Consider the following 15,667-nt stretch of genomic DNA (forward strand, 5'->3'; position numbering starts at 1 on the left):
CGATCAGCGGAATTGCTCGTTCCGGTTAGCCCCGGATGGGCAGACTTAATCTCGCAGACCCCGTGCGGGCACGGGGAAGGATGGTTTCCGCAGAAGGGCTCCTGACGTGTTCACAAGCGTATTGATGATCGAGAAGCCCCTCACGTCCGTCGACGTGGAGTTCGTCACGACCCTGCACGGCGACGAAACGATCTCCTTCATCGTGCTCATGCAGCCACGCGGCGACCAGGCCGACCTCCTGCTCCGCGCCATCGACGACGTCGCCATGGGTGAGCTGAAGGATGCCGTCCGCGAGGGCGAGGTCCCCGAGGGCGAGGAGGCCCGGCGGCCCGCCGAGCTCGCGCTGGAGCACTCCCTGGCCGCCCTGCGGGCCGCCGGCTGTCAGGCCGTGGGCGAGGTCGTCGAGGACCATCCGCTCGACAAGATGAAGGCCGTGGTCGAGGAGTCCGGCGCCGACGAGGTGATCGTCCTGACCGCGCCCCACTACGTCGAGGAGTTCTTCCACCGGGACTGGGCGTCGCGGGCGCGGCACAAGGTCGGCGTACCGGTGCTGAAGCTCTTCGCGCACAGCGAGTAGGGCGCGGTCACGAGATCACGCGGGGCCCTTCGTGAACGTGTCGTGCGCGGGGAACCTGACGTCCGTGCAGCCACGGCGACGGGTGACATCGTCGACGTACGCACGGAAGACCGGCTCGAAGGAGCGCGCCGCGTAGGTGCCGTACGCCCGGTTGCCGAGGCTCAGCGTGTGGACGGCGGGCTCGCCGTCGCAGACGGAGGACGCCCACCACTTCGGGGACTTCTCCGAGCGGCCCGCCCGTCCCGGCTCGGCCCGGATCGTCTCGAAGCCGCCGTCCAGCACGACGTCCTTGGCGGACTCCCCGAACCAGCTCTGGGTCGATGCCCACCAGGCGCCCTTCTCGTCGGGCGATTCGTCGAGCCGGGAGTAGCCACGCTTGCCGTGGTACTTGCTCCAGGTCTCCTGGGCGGCGGTCCGGCTCATCACCAGGCCGCACTTCTCCTTCCACCCCCGCGGGTCGGTCCCGGTCTCGATCACCTGGTCCGGCAGCCAGTCCCCGGACCCCGCGAGCTTCGACCTGCCGTACCAGGCGCAGGTCCCCACGGCGGACGCGTCGCTCTTCAGATCGCCCTGGACCGGCTTGATCCCGGTGGGCGGCTGCGGCAGCCGGTCCGGGCAGCCGAGCCGGTCCGCGAGCCGGTTGGCGGTGTCGACGGCGATGGAGGCCAGCTGGTCACGGGTCGTCCCCTGCATCTGACGCTGGGTGGCGAACACGAGGCCGTATCCGTCGTTGACCGAGACCGCGGCCGCGACCACGTTCTTGACGGGACGGCCCTCGTGCTTCACGCCGTCGCCGCAGGCGAGCTTCACCCGCACCGTGTTGGCGGTGAGGTGGCCGGGGATGCCGCCACCGAGCGGGGCGTCCAGATAGGGGCGGTCCTCGAAGTCGATGACGTGCCCGTCGTCGACCTTCTCGCCGGCGGCATCCGGTTCGAGACCGGCGTACGCCTGGAAGTACATGCGCTTGCCTTCGCCCTGGTCCAGGCCGAATGTGTCCCCGGCCTCGGTGCTGAACACCGAGCAGACGCCACGGAACTCCTCGATCCCCTCGGAGCGGGCCTCGATACCCCCTCCGGCGTACGGGAGGCGCATCACCTTCCCCGCCGGTACGAGGTCCGCGCACGCCGAATCGATGGCGTGGCGGTCGGACAGCGCCGACCACGCCTGGAAGCCGCCGAAGCCCGTACCGGCGACGGCGACGATGCACAGCAGGACATTGACGGCCTTCTGCGCACGTTGTTCGAGTACCACGTTCTCGTTCCCCCGTTCGATCAGGCTCCGAAGCTAGCAGCCGTCCGAGAGGAACTACGCTGGGGGCTTCGCACGAGACGAGCACGACGTCGCACCCTGGGAGACACGCATGGCATCCGGCATCCCCCACGCCATGGAACGGCCGCACTTCATCGGCATCGGCGGCGCCGGAATGTCAGGGATCGCGAAGATCCTCGCCCAGCGGGGCGCCAAGGTCGCCGGCAGTGACGCACGCGAGTCCGCCACCGCCGAGGCGCTGCGGGCGCTCGGCGCCAGCGTCCACATCGGTCACGCCACCGAGCACCTCGCCGACGACGCCTCCTGCGTCGTCGTCTCCAGCGCGATCCGCTCCGACAACCCCGAGCTGGCCCGCGCCGCCGAGCTCGGCGTGCCCGTCGTGCACCGCTCCGACGCCCTCGCGGCCCTGATGCGCACCGGGCGCACGATCGCCGTCGCCGGTACGCACGGCAAGACCACGACGACCTCGATGCTCGCCGTCGCCCTGACCGAGCTGGGCCTCGACCCGTCGTACGCGATCGGCGGCGACCTCGCGGGACCGGGGACGAACGCCCGCCACGGCGAGGGCGAGATCTTCGTCGCCGAGGCAGACGAGAGCGACCGCAGCTTCCAGAAGTACGACCCCGACGTCGCGATCGTCCTCAACGTCGAGCTCGACCACCACGCGAATTACGCGTCGATGGACGAGATCTACGAGTCCTTCGAGGCCTTCGTCGCCAAGATCCCGACCGGCGGCACCCTGGTCGTCGGCGAGCACGCGGGCTCCCGCGAGCTGGCCGCCCGGGTCCGTGGCCAAGGCGACCTGACCGTCGTCCGCGTCGGCGAGGGCGCCGACTCGGACGTCCGCATCCTCGCGATCGTCCCGAACGGCATGACCAGCGAGGTCACCGTCGCCCTGCCGGACGGGGACAAGATCACGTTCACGGTCTCCGTCCCCGGCCGCCACTACGCCCACAACGCCGCCGCCGCCCTCGCCGCCGGTGTCGCCACGGGCATCGCCCCCGCCGAGCTGGCGCACGCCCTCACCGCGTACACCGGCGTCGGCCGCCGCCTCCAGCTCAAGGGCGAGGCCGCGGGCGTCCAGGTCATCGACTCGTACGCCCACCACCCCACCGAGATGACCGCCGACCTGGAGGCCATGCGGTCGGCCGCGGGCGACCGGCGCCTGCTCGTCGTCTTCCAGCCCCACCTCTTCTCCCGCACCCAGGAACTCGGCACCGAGATGGGCCAGGCCCTCGCCCTCGCCGACGCCTCCGTCGTCCTCGACATCTACCCGGCCCGTGAGGACCCGGTCCCGGGCGTCACCAGCGCCCTGATCACGGACGCCGCGACGGCGGCGGGCGCCCGGGTCACCCCCGTGCACGACAAGGCCACCGTTCCGGACGTGATCGCGGGAATGGCCGCCCCCGGCGATCTCGTTCTCACCATGGGCGCGGGCGACGTGACGGATCTCGGACCGCGGATCCTGGCCCGCCTGGCCGAGTAGAGGGAGAGCGAGCATGGCGTACGAGGTCGAGAAGCCGGACGAGCAGTGGCGCGCCGAGCTGACCCCGCAGGAGTACCAGGTCCTGCGCCAGGCCGGCACCGAGCCCGCCTTCCGGGGCGAGTACACGGACACCAAGACCAAGGGCGTCTACTCCTGCCGGGCGTGCGGCGCCGAGCTGTTCACCTCCGGCGAGAAGTTCGAGTCGCACTGCGGCTGGCCGAGCTTCTACGACCCGAAGGACACGGACGCGGTCGAGCTGATCGAGGACCGCTCGCACGGCATGGTCCGCACCGAGGTGCGCTGCGCGCGCTGCGGCTCGCACCTCGGGCACGTCTTCGAGGGCGAGGGCTACCCGACCCCCACGGACCAGCGGTACTGCATCAACTCGATCTCGCTGCGGCTGGAGCCGTCCGAGGGCTGACGGGCAGCATTCCCGCGGCGTTGCTCATGCCCGGTGGATCGCGTGCCCCAGGTACGTCACCACCGGGCTGCCCTCCGGTTCGAGCACCATGTCGACCAGCTCCGGAAGCTGCGCGTCGGTCAGCGTGCCACGCCTGCGCCCGCGCGTCGCGCGCACCAGGCCGCGTACGTCGCGCGGCTTGAACGCCGAGACGTCCTGTGCGGACAGCCCCACCCGGTCGAGGGCCTCGGCGAGCTCCGCCGGGCGGCGCAGCCGGTGTGCGGCGTAGCGGCCGCGGGGCATGATCCGGGTGCCCGGGAAGGCCTGGAAGGCGCCCAGGTAGATGAGGCGGGACACCGGGGTGCGGTTCACCGTGTCGTAGACGAAGGCCCCTCCGGGACGCAGTACGCGCGCCGCCTCGGCGAGGACCGCGTCCGGCCGTTCGGTGATCTCCAGGGTGTCGGCGCAGTACAGGAGGTCGAAGGAGCCGTCCGCCAGGTCGAGGTCCTCCGCGGGGGTCGTCAGGTACGTGATGCCCGGCCCGTCGTCCGCGTCCAGGGCGAGGGCCGTCGCGGCGGGCGACGGGTCGGCGGCGACGACCTCGAACCCGAGCCGGGCGAGGCCGCGGGCCAGCACGCCGCGCCCGCTGCCGACGACGAGCGCCCGGCTGCCGGCTGCCGCGAGGCCGGTCTCCGAGAGCACGTGGCGCAGGTACTCCATGCGTACGGACTGAAAGGTCAGGGCCCGGATGTGGCGGCCGTCGACGGCCGGTCCGGCCGTGTCGAGTGCGATGTGCGGGGCGGTGGCCATGGCGGGCTCCTCGACATGTCGGATCAGGTTCCCTGAGTAAACCTAGCATTTGTAAGTTCCCTGAGGAAACCCGGTGGCGATATGATCGGCCCGTGACCCGTACCCCTCTCTCTGGCGTCGCGTGCTCGATCGCCCGCGCGACCGATCTGTTCGGCGACGCCTGGACGGCCCTGATCATGCGCGACGTCCTCGTCGGCATCCGCCGCTTCGACGAGCTGACGGAGGACCTCGGCCTGTCCCGCAAGACCCTCGCCGCACGGCTGGCCCGGCTGGTCGAGGAGGGCGTACTGACGCGCGAGCGGTACCAGGACAGCCCGCCGCGCGAGGAGTACGTGGCCACGGAGAAGGGCCGGGAGCTCTACCCCGTCCTGCTGGCACTGATGGCCTGGGGCGACAAGTGGTACGCGGAACCCGCGGGGCCGCCCGCCCGGATCCGCCACGACACCTGCGGGCAGCTGACCACGCCGGTCGTGGCCTGCGACGCCTGCCGGGAGCCGCTCACGGTGGCCGACACGACCCAACTGCCCGGCCCCGGCGGGCGGGTGGGGCCGGGCACGCGGGTACTGGGACCGCTGATCGCCGCGCGGGGAGAGGGGGGCCCGGAACCGGCTACGACCGTGGATCCCGTCCGGTCAGCTCCTTCATGATCGCGTGATCGGCTGGTCGCGACCAGCTACGGCAAGGCTCCGGTTGTGACTTGCCCGGGCGTGGGCCGCCCGGGCGGCTCCGTCAGTCCTGGGCGGCGTACGCGACGAAGCCGGTCCAGGCGGTGGGGGAGAGGGCGAGCTGGGGGCCCTGGTTGTCCTTGGAGTCGCGGACGTGGACGGTGGTGGGGCAGGTGGCGACCTCGACGCAGTCGTCGCCGGAGCCGCTGCTGTAGCTGGACTTGTGCCAGGAGAGGGCGACTTCGACGCAGCTGTCGCCGGAGCTGCCGCTGTAGCTGCTCTTGAACCAGGCCAGTTCTGTGGTGCTCATAGCGCTCCTCGCATCTGCCGCAACAGGCTCACCGACTCTTCCATGGAAAGAGCCTGTGACCGCATCCTGGCATACCGCATCTGGAGCACGCTGACCACTTTGGGGTCGGCGATCAGCTGGCCGCTCTCCTGCCCCTCGCAGTAGGCGAACCACTTGTTCTCAGGGGTCTCCAGCAGCCGCATGGGGCCTGCCAGTCCCGAGTGGTGTTCCCGCACCAGCGGCATGACCTGGACCTCGATGTTCCTGAGCTCGGCGAGGCCCAGGACGTTGTCGATGAGGCCCTGGGTGACCTCCGGTCCGCCCGTGCGCCGCAGAAACAGATGTTCTTCGAGGATGAAGCTGTACGCGGTGTTCGGTCGCTCACGCAGCAGCCGTTGCCGCTCCATCCGCGCCACCATCTGGGCCTCGATCTGATCGTCTCCCAGCGGCGGCAGCTGATCATCGAACAGCGTCTGCGCGTACGCCTCCGTCTGCAACAGGCCAGGAATCAGGCGGCATTCGTACGTGCACAGACTCAGCGCCTTCGCCTCCATCAGCGCCCACCGCCGGAACCACGCCGCCAGCCCCGGCTGCCGCCCCAGATACTTCATCGCCCGCCGCAGCGCCCCCGTGTTCCCGGTAGCTTCCTCCGCCCGCTCCACGAAGATCTCTTCCGCCAGTCGCCGCCCCAGCTCGATCGACTCCACCGTGTGGGTGGAGTACCGCACGAGCGGGGCGAAGTCCTCCCGGGTGTAGCCCGCGTGTTCACGCAGCGCCTGAAGCACCGCGCCGAACGTCTTCATGCTGTCCGAGGACTCCGGTTCCGTACCTTCCGCCATGTCTGGCCACCTCCCGCGCACCCGCCCCGCCGCCCACTCCGACTCCACCATGGTTACGGGCAGTTACGCGTACCGTCCACCCCACGTGCCCGTACTCTGACGCAGAGTACGGACGGCCCACCTGGAGAAAGGGCCCCGGAGCCCGCCACATTGGGCCCATGACGCTCCCCAGCACCCACCAACAGCCGGTCACCGTACGTGTGTTCACCCAACGCTTCAGCTCCACCCCACGCGGCGCCCGCCTCGCCCGCCGCTTCGCCCTCCACCAGCTCGACACCTGGGGCATCCCCCACGGCTCAGCCGCCTCCGACATCGCCGCCGTCCTCGTCGCCGAACTGGCCGCGAACGCCGTGACCCACGGCCGCGTACCCGGCCGTGACTTCGAACTGCGGCTCACCCACACCCCGTCGGCCACCCTCCGCATCGAGGTCTCCGACACCCGCACCGAACGTCGCCCACCGGACCCGGCCGAGGCCGCCCCGCCATCGCCCGGCTCCGAGAGCGGCTGGGGGCTCGTTCTCGTGGCCGCGCTCGCCGACCGGTGGGCGGTGGTCGACCGCGTACCCGTGGGGAAGACCGTACGAGCGGAACTGGACCTGCTACATCAGCCGCTGGAGGTCGGCCCAGCCGCCAAGGGGGTAGTGGCCCGCGGAGCCCCGTGTGTAGGAGACCGGGACGGGAGGTGCTCCGAGACAAGGCGGGACGGTGAGATCGCGGCGGGCCGGTCGTAGCGACGTGAGCATCGTGGTGAGGCCGTGGTGTGTGGCGAGAGCCTTGGCGAGGGGCTCGATCGCGTCGAGAGGCGGAATCTCGTCGGGGCCGTGACCGACCGTGACGGTGATGTCCTCCTCGACCCCGGCGGTGGTGCGGCTGATCCGGCACGTGGCGAGGGCCGGGCGATCGGGAGTGCCGACGGCCAGGAGCCAGGTCGGCTTCGGGGCGCGGCTGCGGGCCAGTTCGGTCAGCTGGCGTGCCGACCAAGGGAGGCCGATCGGTTCGGCGGTGCCCCACCCGCCGGGCCCTTCGCCGGTGAGGTGCTGCCAGGCGGTTTCCAGGGCCCCGCCGAGTACGAGCCCGCTGTCGGCGCGGTGGCGCGTCCGGAGCGAGACGATCAGCTGACGTTCGCCTGAATCCTGAGCCTGGGCGAATGCCTTGGCCGCGACGGGCGTGCCCGTCCCCGTCCTGGCGGGGGCGAAGGCGCCGTCCTGCCAGCGCAGTACGGCTCCCGAGAGGCCGTCGTAGTAGCCGCACTCCTCGTCCTGGACGACCCAGCGGTTGGGCGCGCCGCCAAGGGCGGTGCGGGTGGGGAGGGTGAGGCGTACACCAGGAGCAGTGACGATCTGCAACGCGCGGTCGCTCGCGGCGCACGTACGCAGGACATCGGACAGCCAGCTGGTCATGGCGACGACCGGCCGGTCGCTGAGGACGACGGCGGCGCGGTCGGTGAGGACATCGACGGTGGGCAGCGCCTCGTCGGGAGCGGGCAGCGCCGTGATGTCCGAGGTGAGCGGGACGACTTCGGTGTGGGCGGCCTCGGGCGGCCAGGTGCGGCCGCCGAGGACGGCGGTGAGGCGACCGGCGAACGAGCCCGCGAGCCGCTCGGCTTCGGGGACGGCGGTGGAGGCGCGCGCCTCGGTCCACCAGACGGGCATGCCGGCGCCTTGTATGCCGAGGAGGCGCTCGATCTCGCCCGGAGTGTGGATGAGGACAGGGGCCTCGACGGAGACCAGAGGGCGGCCCCCGTCGCCGCACAGATGGATCACAGCTCCGTCCCCGCTGGTGGCCACGCTCAGGTCCGGGCCGCCGGCGTGGAGCCCGGCGAGCAGGGTCGCGATGTCGGGCATGGCCGGTGTCAGGGCGATGACGTCCTTGGTCATGAGCTGCTCCCCGGGGCCAGGGCGGTCTGGACTGTCTGGTGGCGGCGGCCCCGGCGGACCAGGACGCCACGGCCCGGTGGCTGCGCGGCGGCGTACAGACCGGGGAAGAGCTGGCCTTCGGAGCGGTCACCGCTCATCACAAGCCCTGCCGCACCCGTCTCGCGCAGGGTGGTCAGGAACGGTTCGTACAGGGCGCGGGAGGAGCCCGAGGCACGGCGGGCGACGACGAAGTGCAGCCCGATGTCCTGTGCGGAGGAGACGTACGGGAGGAAGGGGGCGAGGGGCTGCTGGCCACCCGTGGTGAGGATGTCGTAGTCGTCGATGAGCATGACGATGCGCGGGCCCGTGAAGGACGGGAGGTCGGTGTCGAGGGCCGCGTCACGCGACAGACGCTTCTCGAGTTCGGTCGCGATGCCGGTCGCGAGGGCGGCCGCCAGCTTCGCGTTGTGGGCGTAGCCGCCGCGATACGGCTCCGGGACGACAGTGCGCAGTCCGCGCCGCGGGTCCATCACGCCGAAGACCAGTTCGTCCTCGCCGTACCGCTCGATGAGCTGCCGGGCGATCAGCGCGAGGAGGTTGGTCTTGCCGCATTCGTTGTCGCCGAGGACGATCAGATGCTGATCCTGCTCGAAGAGATCGAGGAGGGCGGGGTCCAGGGCATCCTGATCGAGGCCGATGGGGACGCGCTTCGGTTCGACGGCGGGTGAGGGCAGCGCCGCGGCGGGCAGCCGGGTGGGCAACACGCGTACGGCGGCGGCGAGTTCACCGTGCCACGCCGCCCGGATCGTCCGGGCGGCCCGTTCCAGGGCCGGGCCGAGGTCTTCGGTCCGGGGCACGGCGTCGATACGGGGCAGGGCGACGTGGGCGAAGAGCTTGCCGTCGGTCAGCGCGCGGCCCGGCTCGTCGGAGGCGAGGGTCTCGGAGAGCTTGCGGTCGATTCCGGAGTCGGTCGCGTCGTTGAGACGCAGTTCGACGCGGGTGCCGAACATCGACTGGGTGGCGATGCGTACGTCGTTCCACCGCAGCATTCCGGCCACGACATGGATTCCGTAGCCGCCGCCGCGCCGCAGCAGCTCCGTGACCGCGTCGTCGAGTTCGGCGAAGTCGTCGCGCAGCGCCCCGAAGCCGTCGACGAGCAGCACGATGTCGGTCGAGCCGGCCTCGGGGACCCGGCCCTGGGCACGCAGTTGCCGGAGCTGGTCGATGGAGTCGATTCCGTACTCGCGGAAGAGCTCCTCTCGCGCGGTCAGCATGGCCTGGACCTCGGCCACGGTGCGTGCCGCCCGCTCGCGGTCCACGCGCCCGGCGATCCCTCCGACGTGGGGGAGCCCGGCCAGGGCGCTGAGGCCGCCGCCGACCAGGTCCAGGCCGTAGATCGCCACCTCGCGCGGGGTGTGGGTGAGCGCGAGGGAGAGGGCGAGGGTCCGTAGGAGGGTGGTCTTGCCGGACTGCGGTCCGCCGATGACGGCGACATGCCCGCCGGCGACGGTGAGGTCGAGGGTCCAGGGGCCCTGCCACTGCCGGCCCGGGTCGTCCAGAACTCCGAGTGGCACCTTCATCGTGCCTGTGCCGCGGCTCAGCCGGAGGCCCTCCACGCCCGCCTGTACAGGTCCGGACGCGGCATCGAGCGTGAGCGCGGAGGGCAGCGGGGGCAGCCAGATCCGGCGTGCGGAGCCGGCCGTGGCGTTGCGCATCTGCTCGACCATCACCGACATCACAGTCGGGCCGGTCTCGCGTTCCCGCATCCGGGGTGACGGCTCGCCCTCGGTGTCCGCTGCGGGGGCCGTGCCGAAGAGCGGGTAGGGGAGCGCGAGGGGCTCGTCCCTCTTGACGGTACGGGTGGCGACGGGACCCCGGTACGCGCCGGAGACGTAACCGGCTTTGAACCGCTCGTACGTGGACGTGTCGACCTTGAGATAGCCGAAGCCGGGCAGTGGCGGCAGATGGAACGCGTCCGTGGTCTCCAGCACCGTACGCGACTCGTCCGCCGAGAAGGTGCGCAGACCCAGCCGGTACGAGAGATACGTGTCCAGGCCCTTGAGCTTTCCGCCCTCGATGCGCTGGCTGGAGAGGAGAAGATGGACGCCGATGGACCGGCCGATCCGTCCGATGGAGAGGAACAGGTCGATGAAGTCCGGTTTGGCGGTGAGCAGTTCACCGAACTCGTCGATGACGACGAGGAGGTGGGGCAGCGGGTCGAGATCGGGCCGCTTCGAGCCGCGCAGTGCCGCGTAGTGCCCGATATCGGCCACGTTTCCCGCGTCCTTCAGTACCTGCTGGCGTCGCCTCACCTCACCGGCCAGGCTCGTATGCACACGCTCGACCAGCCCGGCCTGGTTCTCCAGGTTGGTGATGACCCCGGCGACGTGCGGCAGATCCGCGAACGGTGCGAAGGTCGCCCCGCCCTTGTAGTCGACCAGGACCAGCGCCAGGTCCTCGGGTGGGTGCGTGGCGGTCAGGGCGAGTACGAGCGTACGCAGCAGCTCGCTCTTGCCGGAGCCGGTGGCGCCCACGCACAGCCCGTGCGGGCCCATGCCCAGTTCGGAGGACTCCTTGAGGTCCAGCAGCACCGGTTCGTGGCGGTCGTTGACACCGATCGGCACGCGGAGGAAGGCCCGGTCTTCACGCTGCGCCCACAAGGCGCCGAGATCCAGGTCCGCGGGATCGTCGAGGCCAAGGAGGTGGGCGAAGTCGACCGGGCCGGAGACGGGGGTGCCCTCGGCCAGGGACTCGGCGCTCAGCCGCAGCGGCGCGAGCATGCGTGCGAGTCCTTCCGCACCTGGCACGGTGAGCGCGTCGAGCGTGCCGTGTGCGGCGGGTGCCTCGGCGCCCTCCGGGGCCCCTGGGGCCTCTGGGGCTCGTACGTCCTCGACGGTCACATGGTCGCCGCTGACAGTGATGCGTACGTTGACCTGGTCCGGCTCGTGCAGCCGGTCCTCCAGCAGATGCAGCACGGTGACGCCCATGTCCGCGGGGGATACCGCCTCATCGGGGCGCGGGAGTTCGGTCGCCGTCTCCCCGTAGGCGTCGCTGACGACGAGAAGCCGTTCGGTCATCCGCAGCGCTTCCCGGCTCGACAGGCCGCGCCGCACTTCGGCGGCGTATGAGGCACGACGCCGCAGATCCCGCCACAGCAGCTTGCCCAGCTGCGGCATGCCGGGAGCGATCCGGAGCGCGGCATGCTCCTCGTGGTCACGTACGTGCGGCAGCCACTTCGCCCATGCCCACTCGTCCTGCCGAACCTCGGGGAAGGCGAACGCGAGCGCCACATCGTCCGGTGCGTGCGCCACCGCCGTCGCCACCAGGAGGGTACGGGCGACCCGTACGACGCCTTCCCGGTCGCCGACGACGCTGATGTTTCCCGCCCGGTCCAGCGGCACGGTCAGCGGGAAGTCGGTGGCGACCCGGAAGCGGCCGATCAAGGCGTGTGCCTCGTTGAGCATGAACGGGTCCGGCGGGGTCAGCACACTGCTGCCGCTCTGCTGCCCGATCACCAGGTCCCGCTGACGTACCTGACCCGTCCCGACCCGGACCCGCAGGAAGTCGGCGTCCAGACGGCGCCGCTCCCACAACCGGGCCGGGTCGCGCACGATGTCGTACAAGGCCTCGGGCGGCGGATCGAGCAACCGGGCCGCAGCCCGGCGCTCCCGCTCCAGGACCGCGAACTCCTCGCGCAACTCCTCCAGATACTCCAGATACCGCTCCCGCTGCGCCCGCCGCGTGCGCTGCGCCCTGCCCCGCTGGGACAGGAACAGCGCCACAGCGCCGAGCAGGGCGAAAACGAGCACGATCGCGCCGATGGCGGCGAACTGGCTCGAGCGCAGCACGGTCATCATCACGACCGAGCCCAGGACACCCGCCATGGGCAGCAACGAAGTCGCCGCGCTGCCGATCTTGCCCTCGGGCAGGTTCGGGGGCGCCTCGATCATGCGCGCGGTGGCAGCCGGGACGGGGCGCGTCGAGCGTGCGGGTCGATGGATCAGCCGGTACGTCACCGTCGTACACCTGCCGCGCGCCGCAGCACCTCGGCCGCCAGCCGGGTCACACCCTCCCGTGTCGCCTGCGCCAGCAGACCGGTGCTGACCGGCCCGCCCGCGGCCAGATGACGGTCATACGGGATCCCGAACACCGGCACCCCCACCTCCTCAAGATGCTTCGTGGCCGCCTTGATGTCGGTCGTCATGTCCGGGGAGACGGCGGTGAGCGCGACCACGGTGCCGGGCAGCGCGGGGCGCGGCAGCCCGGCCATCCAGTCCAGCACCGCGCGGGTTCCGGAAACGCCCTCGACGGTGGCGGGTGCGACCAGCACCCTGCCGTGGGCCGTGTCCACAGCCGTACGGGCGATCTCACCCGGCAACGACTCGCAGTCCACGACGGTCACCCCGAAATAGCGCCGCAGCGCGAGACTCACGAGCCGGTACGTACGTACGTCGAGCTGGGCCCCGACCCGCCCCTGCCCGGCCGGCAGCAGCCAGCCGCCCTGCTCCAGTGGCACCAGATACCCCGTGACGTCCGTCAACTGCATCGCGGGACTGAGGATCCGCGCCAGATCCGCGCACGACCAGCGGACGGATTCGGCCCCCAGCCGCACCGGCAGCGTCCCCAACGCCGTATCGGCCTCCAGAGTGAGCACCGGGTCGTGCCGGTAATGGCTGAACGTACGGCTCAGCAACGCCGACACCGTCGTCTTGCCGGCGCCACCGCGGATGCTCGTCACCGCGATGTGCCGCCCCGTCGTCACGGGCTGCTGCAACTGCTCGGCAAGAAGGGTGACTTCGGCGACTTCGCGTGCCGTTGAGGAAGCGGTCAGCTTGCGCAGGGTCCGGCCGGTGCGGCGGGCCATGGAGTCGCCGTGCTGAGGGCGTCCGCGGGCGAAGGCGAGGCGGGGGTCGACAACGGGGACGGACTCGGGGGCGGGGACGGGTACCGGCCGGGGTGCGGGTGAGGGCTGCTGTACCGGTAGGGGCTCCGGCGCTCCGGGCACGGCTGCCTGACCTGCCTGAGTCAACTCCCGCAGCACGTCCTGCTGCCAGCCACCTCCGGACACGTCGTACCCCTTACTCACTGGTACTCACCGGAAGGTGTCGAGGAGACGCCCGTACACGCCGAATACCCCGACCGCCAGTGGGAACAGCGCGATCACGCCGACCGACTCGATGGTGTCCCCGATACGCCGGAGCCGTACGCGTACATGCTCAGGAGGCTCCACCGCCAGCACCGCGAGGGGCACGATCGCGAGAAGGCCCAATACGGCCAGCGGCCCGTAAGCGCTGGATCGCTCCAGCCACAGCACCACGAGCCGCACCACGAGCACCAGCCCCGCGGCGAGCAGTACGACGACCTCGGCCACCAGCGGGAACGCGCGCGCCCGTAGCAGCAGAACCACGGCGAGAACACACGTGAGCCCCACCGTCCACACTGTGCTCTCCTGGACCACCAGCAGCCCGGCGGCAACGGCCGACACCGCCAGGACCGCGGTCGCCAGCACGAGCCCGCGATGCGCGGCCGCCAGCGCATCCGCCACCCGGTGCCGACTCACCGAGGCACCGCCCGACCGCTGGTCGTCCAGCCGCGACAGCCCGGCACCCATGAGCGCGATGCGCGGCAGGACACCCAGTACGACGGTGGACGCCACCGCCAGTACGGTCCCCAGCCGTCCCGGGCTGCTCTGCACCGCCGCGACGATCTCCCAGCCGACGGCCGTGACCGCCAGCGCGCCGGCCCCGAGCACTCCGCCCCGCCCGAGCGGCGAAAGCCACCCGAGCAGGAGCATCGTCAGTGCCACGACCCCGGCCACCCCTGCCCAGGCATGCTCATCCGCGAGCATCCACGCGCCCAGGACCCCGAGCGCCCCACCGGATGTCACCAGTGCGGTCACCAGCCCGTGATTTCCGAGTCGCCCCGCCAGAGCACCACAGACCGCGCAGAACACGGCTGCGACCGGCAACGCCACTCCCATGGCTCCCGCGGAGAACTCCCGCTGCGCCAGCAGGGCCACGGTCACCGCCAGCAGAACCGCCACCACCCCGGCCGTCCCCCGCCGCGCCTCCGGCCCCCACCGCCACGCGCGTACGCCCAGATCCTCGGCCACCTCATCGGTGACGTCATGCACCACCGCTGCCGACGGCACATCCTCAGCCCTGACCAGCCGCAACACCGCGCCGTCCTGCACGGCGGCGGACGCCAACGTGGCCTCCTGGCCGAGCACCGAACCGTCCACGGTGACCAAATGCCGCAGCAGCGGCCGCGCACGGACGGTCCCGTCGCCGTCGTCGAGAAGCCGTATCACCTCGGGCACGAGCCGCCCCACGGGCTCATCGGAGGGCAGTACGAGATCGATGCGCCGCCGCTCACCCACCAGGGTGACCCGGCTCAACTCACTACGCCGCACGCGGCCCGCCCCCCCCACGCTCGCTAACCGACCGAACCTATCATCGAGCCGAAGTCGCCACCGGGCCCGGGACTGCGGCCTGCTTCCCGGCCAGCCGATGCGAAACGAACGACCAGCCGACGCAGCCGGCACAGAGCACGGCCGCGATCACGATCCCGGCGAAGACCTTCCCGATCCGTTCGTCTGCGACCCGGCGCCCCCGCTGGCCGCCGAACAACAGGGCGTTACGCAAGCGTCGGCGTCGGACGGAGACCGACTCCAGCAACTGACTGTCGTAGTCGTGGGCCATTCACACCACGCTCTGTGCGCGGGCCATCATGCCGACGGCCCTGCTGTGTGCGTTGATCACTGCCTCGCAGGTCTGCACCGTTGCCGCCCGTGGATCAACCCATGACATCAGCTACTCGGCATCCTTCTGCCAGTTCTTCGTCTGGCGTCCCTGGTCATCCCATGCGCGGTCTGCCACCATGGCCAGCCCATCCCCGCCGAACTCCCGTTCGGCGGCGAGTGTGCCGTTCGGGTGCCACTCTCTCGAAACTCCAAAGGGACGTCCCATCCGAGCTGTCCCTTCAGAACGAAGGGTGTCGTCCTTGTACCATTCGCGACTGAGGCCGTGCTGAAGGCCGTTCACGTAGTTGTCCAGGCTGACGAGAACAGTCCCTGCGTGCTCCGCCACCTCGCCAGTGAACAGCTCCCCCCTGTACAGAAGGCGCCCTCCGTAGTCCATGTCGACCTCGTGGTCATCGATATCAATTCGTGCTACCTCGGCCATCGGGGAATCCAATTGTCTCGGTCAGTGCGAGCGTGCCCTTTCACGCCGCCGGGCTCGATATCCCAACCCGTCATTCTATCCCCTTGGTTATGAATTGGTCGCCTGCCGGCCCGACGCATCAGCCGATGGCCTCGACGGCGGCCTTCGCTCTCGCCAACGTCGACTGAGCCGTGGCGTCGTTGCGCTCCAGCGTGCCGTGCACCAGCTGGATGATGTTGCGTACCTCGTTGGTGGCGTTGTTCCAGCGGACTTCCTTGTCCTGGTACTCCTCCGGCACCCCGTCCGCCGCTAC

Annotated in this window: 14 protein-coding genes and 2 pseudogenes; 5 read left to right on the forward strand and 11 right to left on the reverse strand. The window is 70.9% G+C overall.

Annotated elements, in window-relative coordinates; all coding sequences use genetic code 11:
- Window positions 1-106: 106 nt before the first annotated feature.
- Window positions 107-577, forward strand: a complete 471-nt coding sequence (locus ABT342_RS15385; RefSeq protein WP_351572707.1) for an indole-3-glycerol phosphate synthase — start codon at window positions 107-109, stop codon at window positions 575-577.
- A gap of 15 nt (window positions 578-592) precedes the next feature.
- Here the strand turns inward: ABT342_RS15385 and ABT342_RS15390 are convergent, their stop codons facing one another.
- Window positions 593-1,828 (reverse strand): hypothetical protein, encoded by a 1,236-nt coding sequence (locus ABT342_RS15390; RefSeq protein WP_351572710.1) that lies wholly within the window; start codon window positions 1,826-1,828, stop codon window positions 593-595.
- Window positions 1,829-1,937: 109 nt separating this feature from the next.
- Here ABT342_RS15390 and murC point away from each other — a divergent pair, with 109 nt between their 5' ends.
- Together murC and msrB are read left to right on the forward strand one after the other, a co-directional pair.
- Window positions 1,938-3,332 (forward strand): UDP-N-acetylmuramate--L-alanine ligase, encoded by a 1,395-nt coding sequence (gene murC, locus ABT342_RS15395; RefSeq protein WP_351572712.1) that lies wholly within the window; start codon window positions 1,938-1,940, stop codon window positions 3,330-3,332.
- A gap of 13 nt (window positions 3,333-3,345) precedes the next feature.
- Entirely contained in the window at window positions 3,346-3,753 is a 408-nt protein-coding gene (gene msrB, locus ABT342_RS15400) for a peptide-methionine (R)-S-oxide reductase MsrB (protein ID WP_351572715.1), read from the forward strand.
- Between the two features lie 24 nt (window positions 3,754-3,777).
- On the opposite strand, the gene ABT342_RS15405 is transcribed toward msrB, so the two are convergent.
- A complete protein-coding gene (locus tag ABT342_RS15405) occupies window positions 3,778-4,542 on the reverse strand; it encodes a class I SAM-dependent methyltransferase (protein WP_351572717.1) in 765 nt (254 codons plus the stop codon).
- Between the two features lie 92 nt (window positions 4,543-4,634).
- Here ABT342_RS15405 and ABT342_RS15410 point away from each other — a divergent pair, with 92 nt between their 5' ends.
- Window positions 4,635-5,189, forward strand: a complete 555-nt coding sequence (locus tag ABT342_RS15410; RefSeq protein WP_351572720.1) for a winged helix-turn-helix transcriptional regulator — start codon at window positions 4,635-4,637, stop codon at window positions 5,187-5,189.
- An 82-nt stretch (window positions 5,190-5,271) separates the two neighbouring features.
- On the opposite strand, the gene ABT342_RS15415 is transcribed toward ABT342_RS15410, so the two are convergent.
- Window positions 5,272-5,517 (reverse strand): DUF397 domain-containing protein, encoded by a 246-nt coding sequence (locus ABT342_RS15415; RefSeq protein ID WP_351572723.1) that lies wholly within the window; start codon window positions 5,515-5,517, stop codon window positions 5,272-5,274.
- Window positions 5,514-6,335, reverse strand: coding sequence for a helix-turn-helix domain-containing protein (locus ABT342_RS15420; RefSeq protein WP_351572726.1), 822 nt, complete (start codon window positions 6,333-6,335; stop codon window positions 5,514-5,516). The genes ABT342_RS15415 and ABT342_RS15420 overlap by 4 nt, the downstream gene beginning before the upstream one ends.
- Before the next feature lie 158 nt (window positions 6,336-6,493).
- On the opposite strand from ABT342_RS15420, the pseudogene ABT342_RS15425 reads away from it, so the two are divergent.
- A pseudogene (locus tag ABT342_RS15425) lies at window positions 6,494-6,934 on the forward strand (ATP-binding protein); the annotation flags it as partial.
- Here the strand turns inward: ABT342_RS15425 and ABT342_RS15430 are convergent.
- The 7 genes and pseudogenes from ABT342_RS15430 to ABT342_RS15460 form a co-directional block, all read right to left on the reverse strand.
- Complete coding sequence (locus ABT342_RS15430) at window positions 6,935-8,212, reverse strand: DUF6177 family protein (protein ID WP_502965538.1); 1,278 nt, start codon at window positions 8,210-8,212, stop codon at window positions 6,935-6,937.
- Complete coding sequence (gene eccCb, locus ABT342_RS15435) at window positions 8,209-12,207, reverse strand: type VII secretion protein EccCb (RefSeq protein WP_351572732.1); 3,999 nt, start codon at window positions 12,205-12,207, stop codon at window positions 8,209-8,211. Before eccCb ends, ABT342_RS15430 begins: the two co-directional genes overlap by 4 nt.
- Window positions 12,204-13,259, reverse strand: a complete 1,056-nt coding sequence (locus ABT342_RS15440) for a MinD/ParA family ATP-binding protein (RefSeq protein WP_351572735.1) — start codon at window positions 13,257-13,259, stop codon at window positions 12,204-12,206. Before ABT342_RS15440 ends, eccCb begins: the two co-directional genes overlap by 4 nt.
- Before the next feature lie 24 nt (window positions 13,260-13,283).
- Window positions 13,284-14,603: a type VII secretion integral membrane protein EccD gene (gene eccD, locus ABT342_RS15445; protein WP_351572738.1), complete on the reverse strand. Its 1,320-nt coding sequence runs from the start codon at window positions 14,601-14,603 to the stop codon at window positions 13,284-13,286.
- A gap of 40 nt (window positions 14,604-14,643) precedes the next feature.
- Complete coding sequence (locus tag ABT342_RS15450) at window positions 14,644-14,892, reverse strand: hypothetical protein (RefSeq protein WP_351572741.1); 249 nt, start codon at window positions 14,890-14,892, stop codon at window positions 14,644-14,646.
- 111 nt (window positions 14,893-15,003) lie between these two features.
- Entirely contained in the window at window positions 15,004-15,375 is a 372-nt protein-coding gene (locus ABT342_RS15455; protein ID WP_351572744.1) for a toxin-antitoxin system YwqK family antitoxin, read from the reverse strand.
- A 118-nt stretch (window positions 15,376-15,493) separates the two neighbouring features.
- A pseudogene (locus ABT342_RS15460) lies at window positions 15,494-15,661 on the reverse strand (hypothetical protein); the annotation flags it as partial.
- Window positions 15,662-15,667: the final 6 nt, after the last annotated feature.

It is taken from the genome of Streptomyces sp. NPDC000410, assembly GCF_040300305.1.
GTDB lineage: Bacteria > Actinomycetota > Actinomycetes > Streptomycetales > Streptomycetaceae > Streptomyces.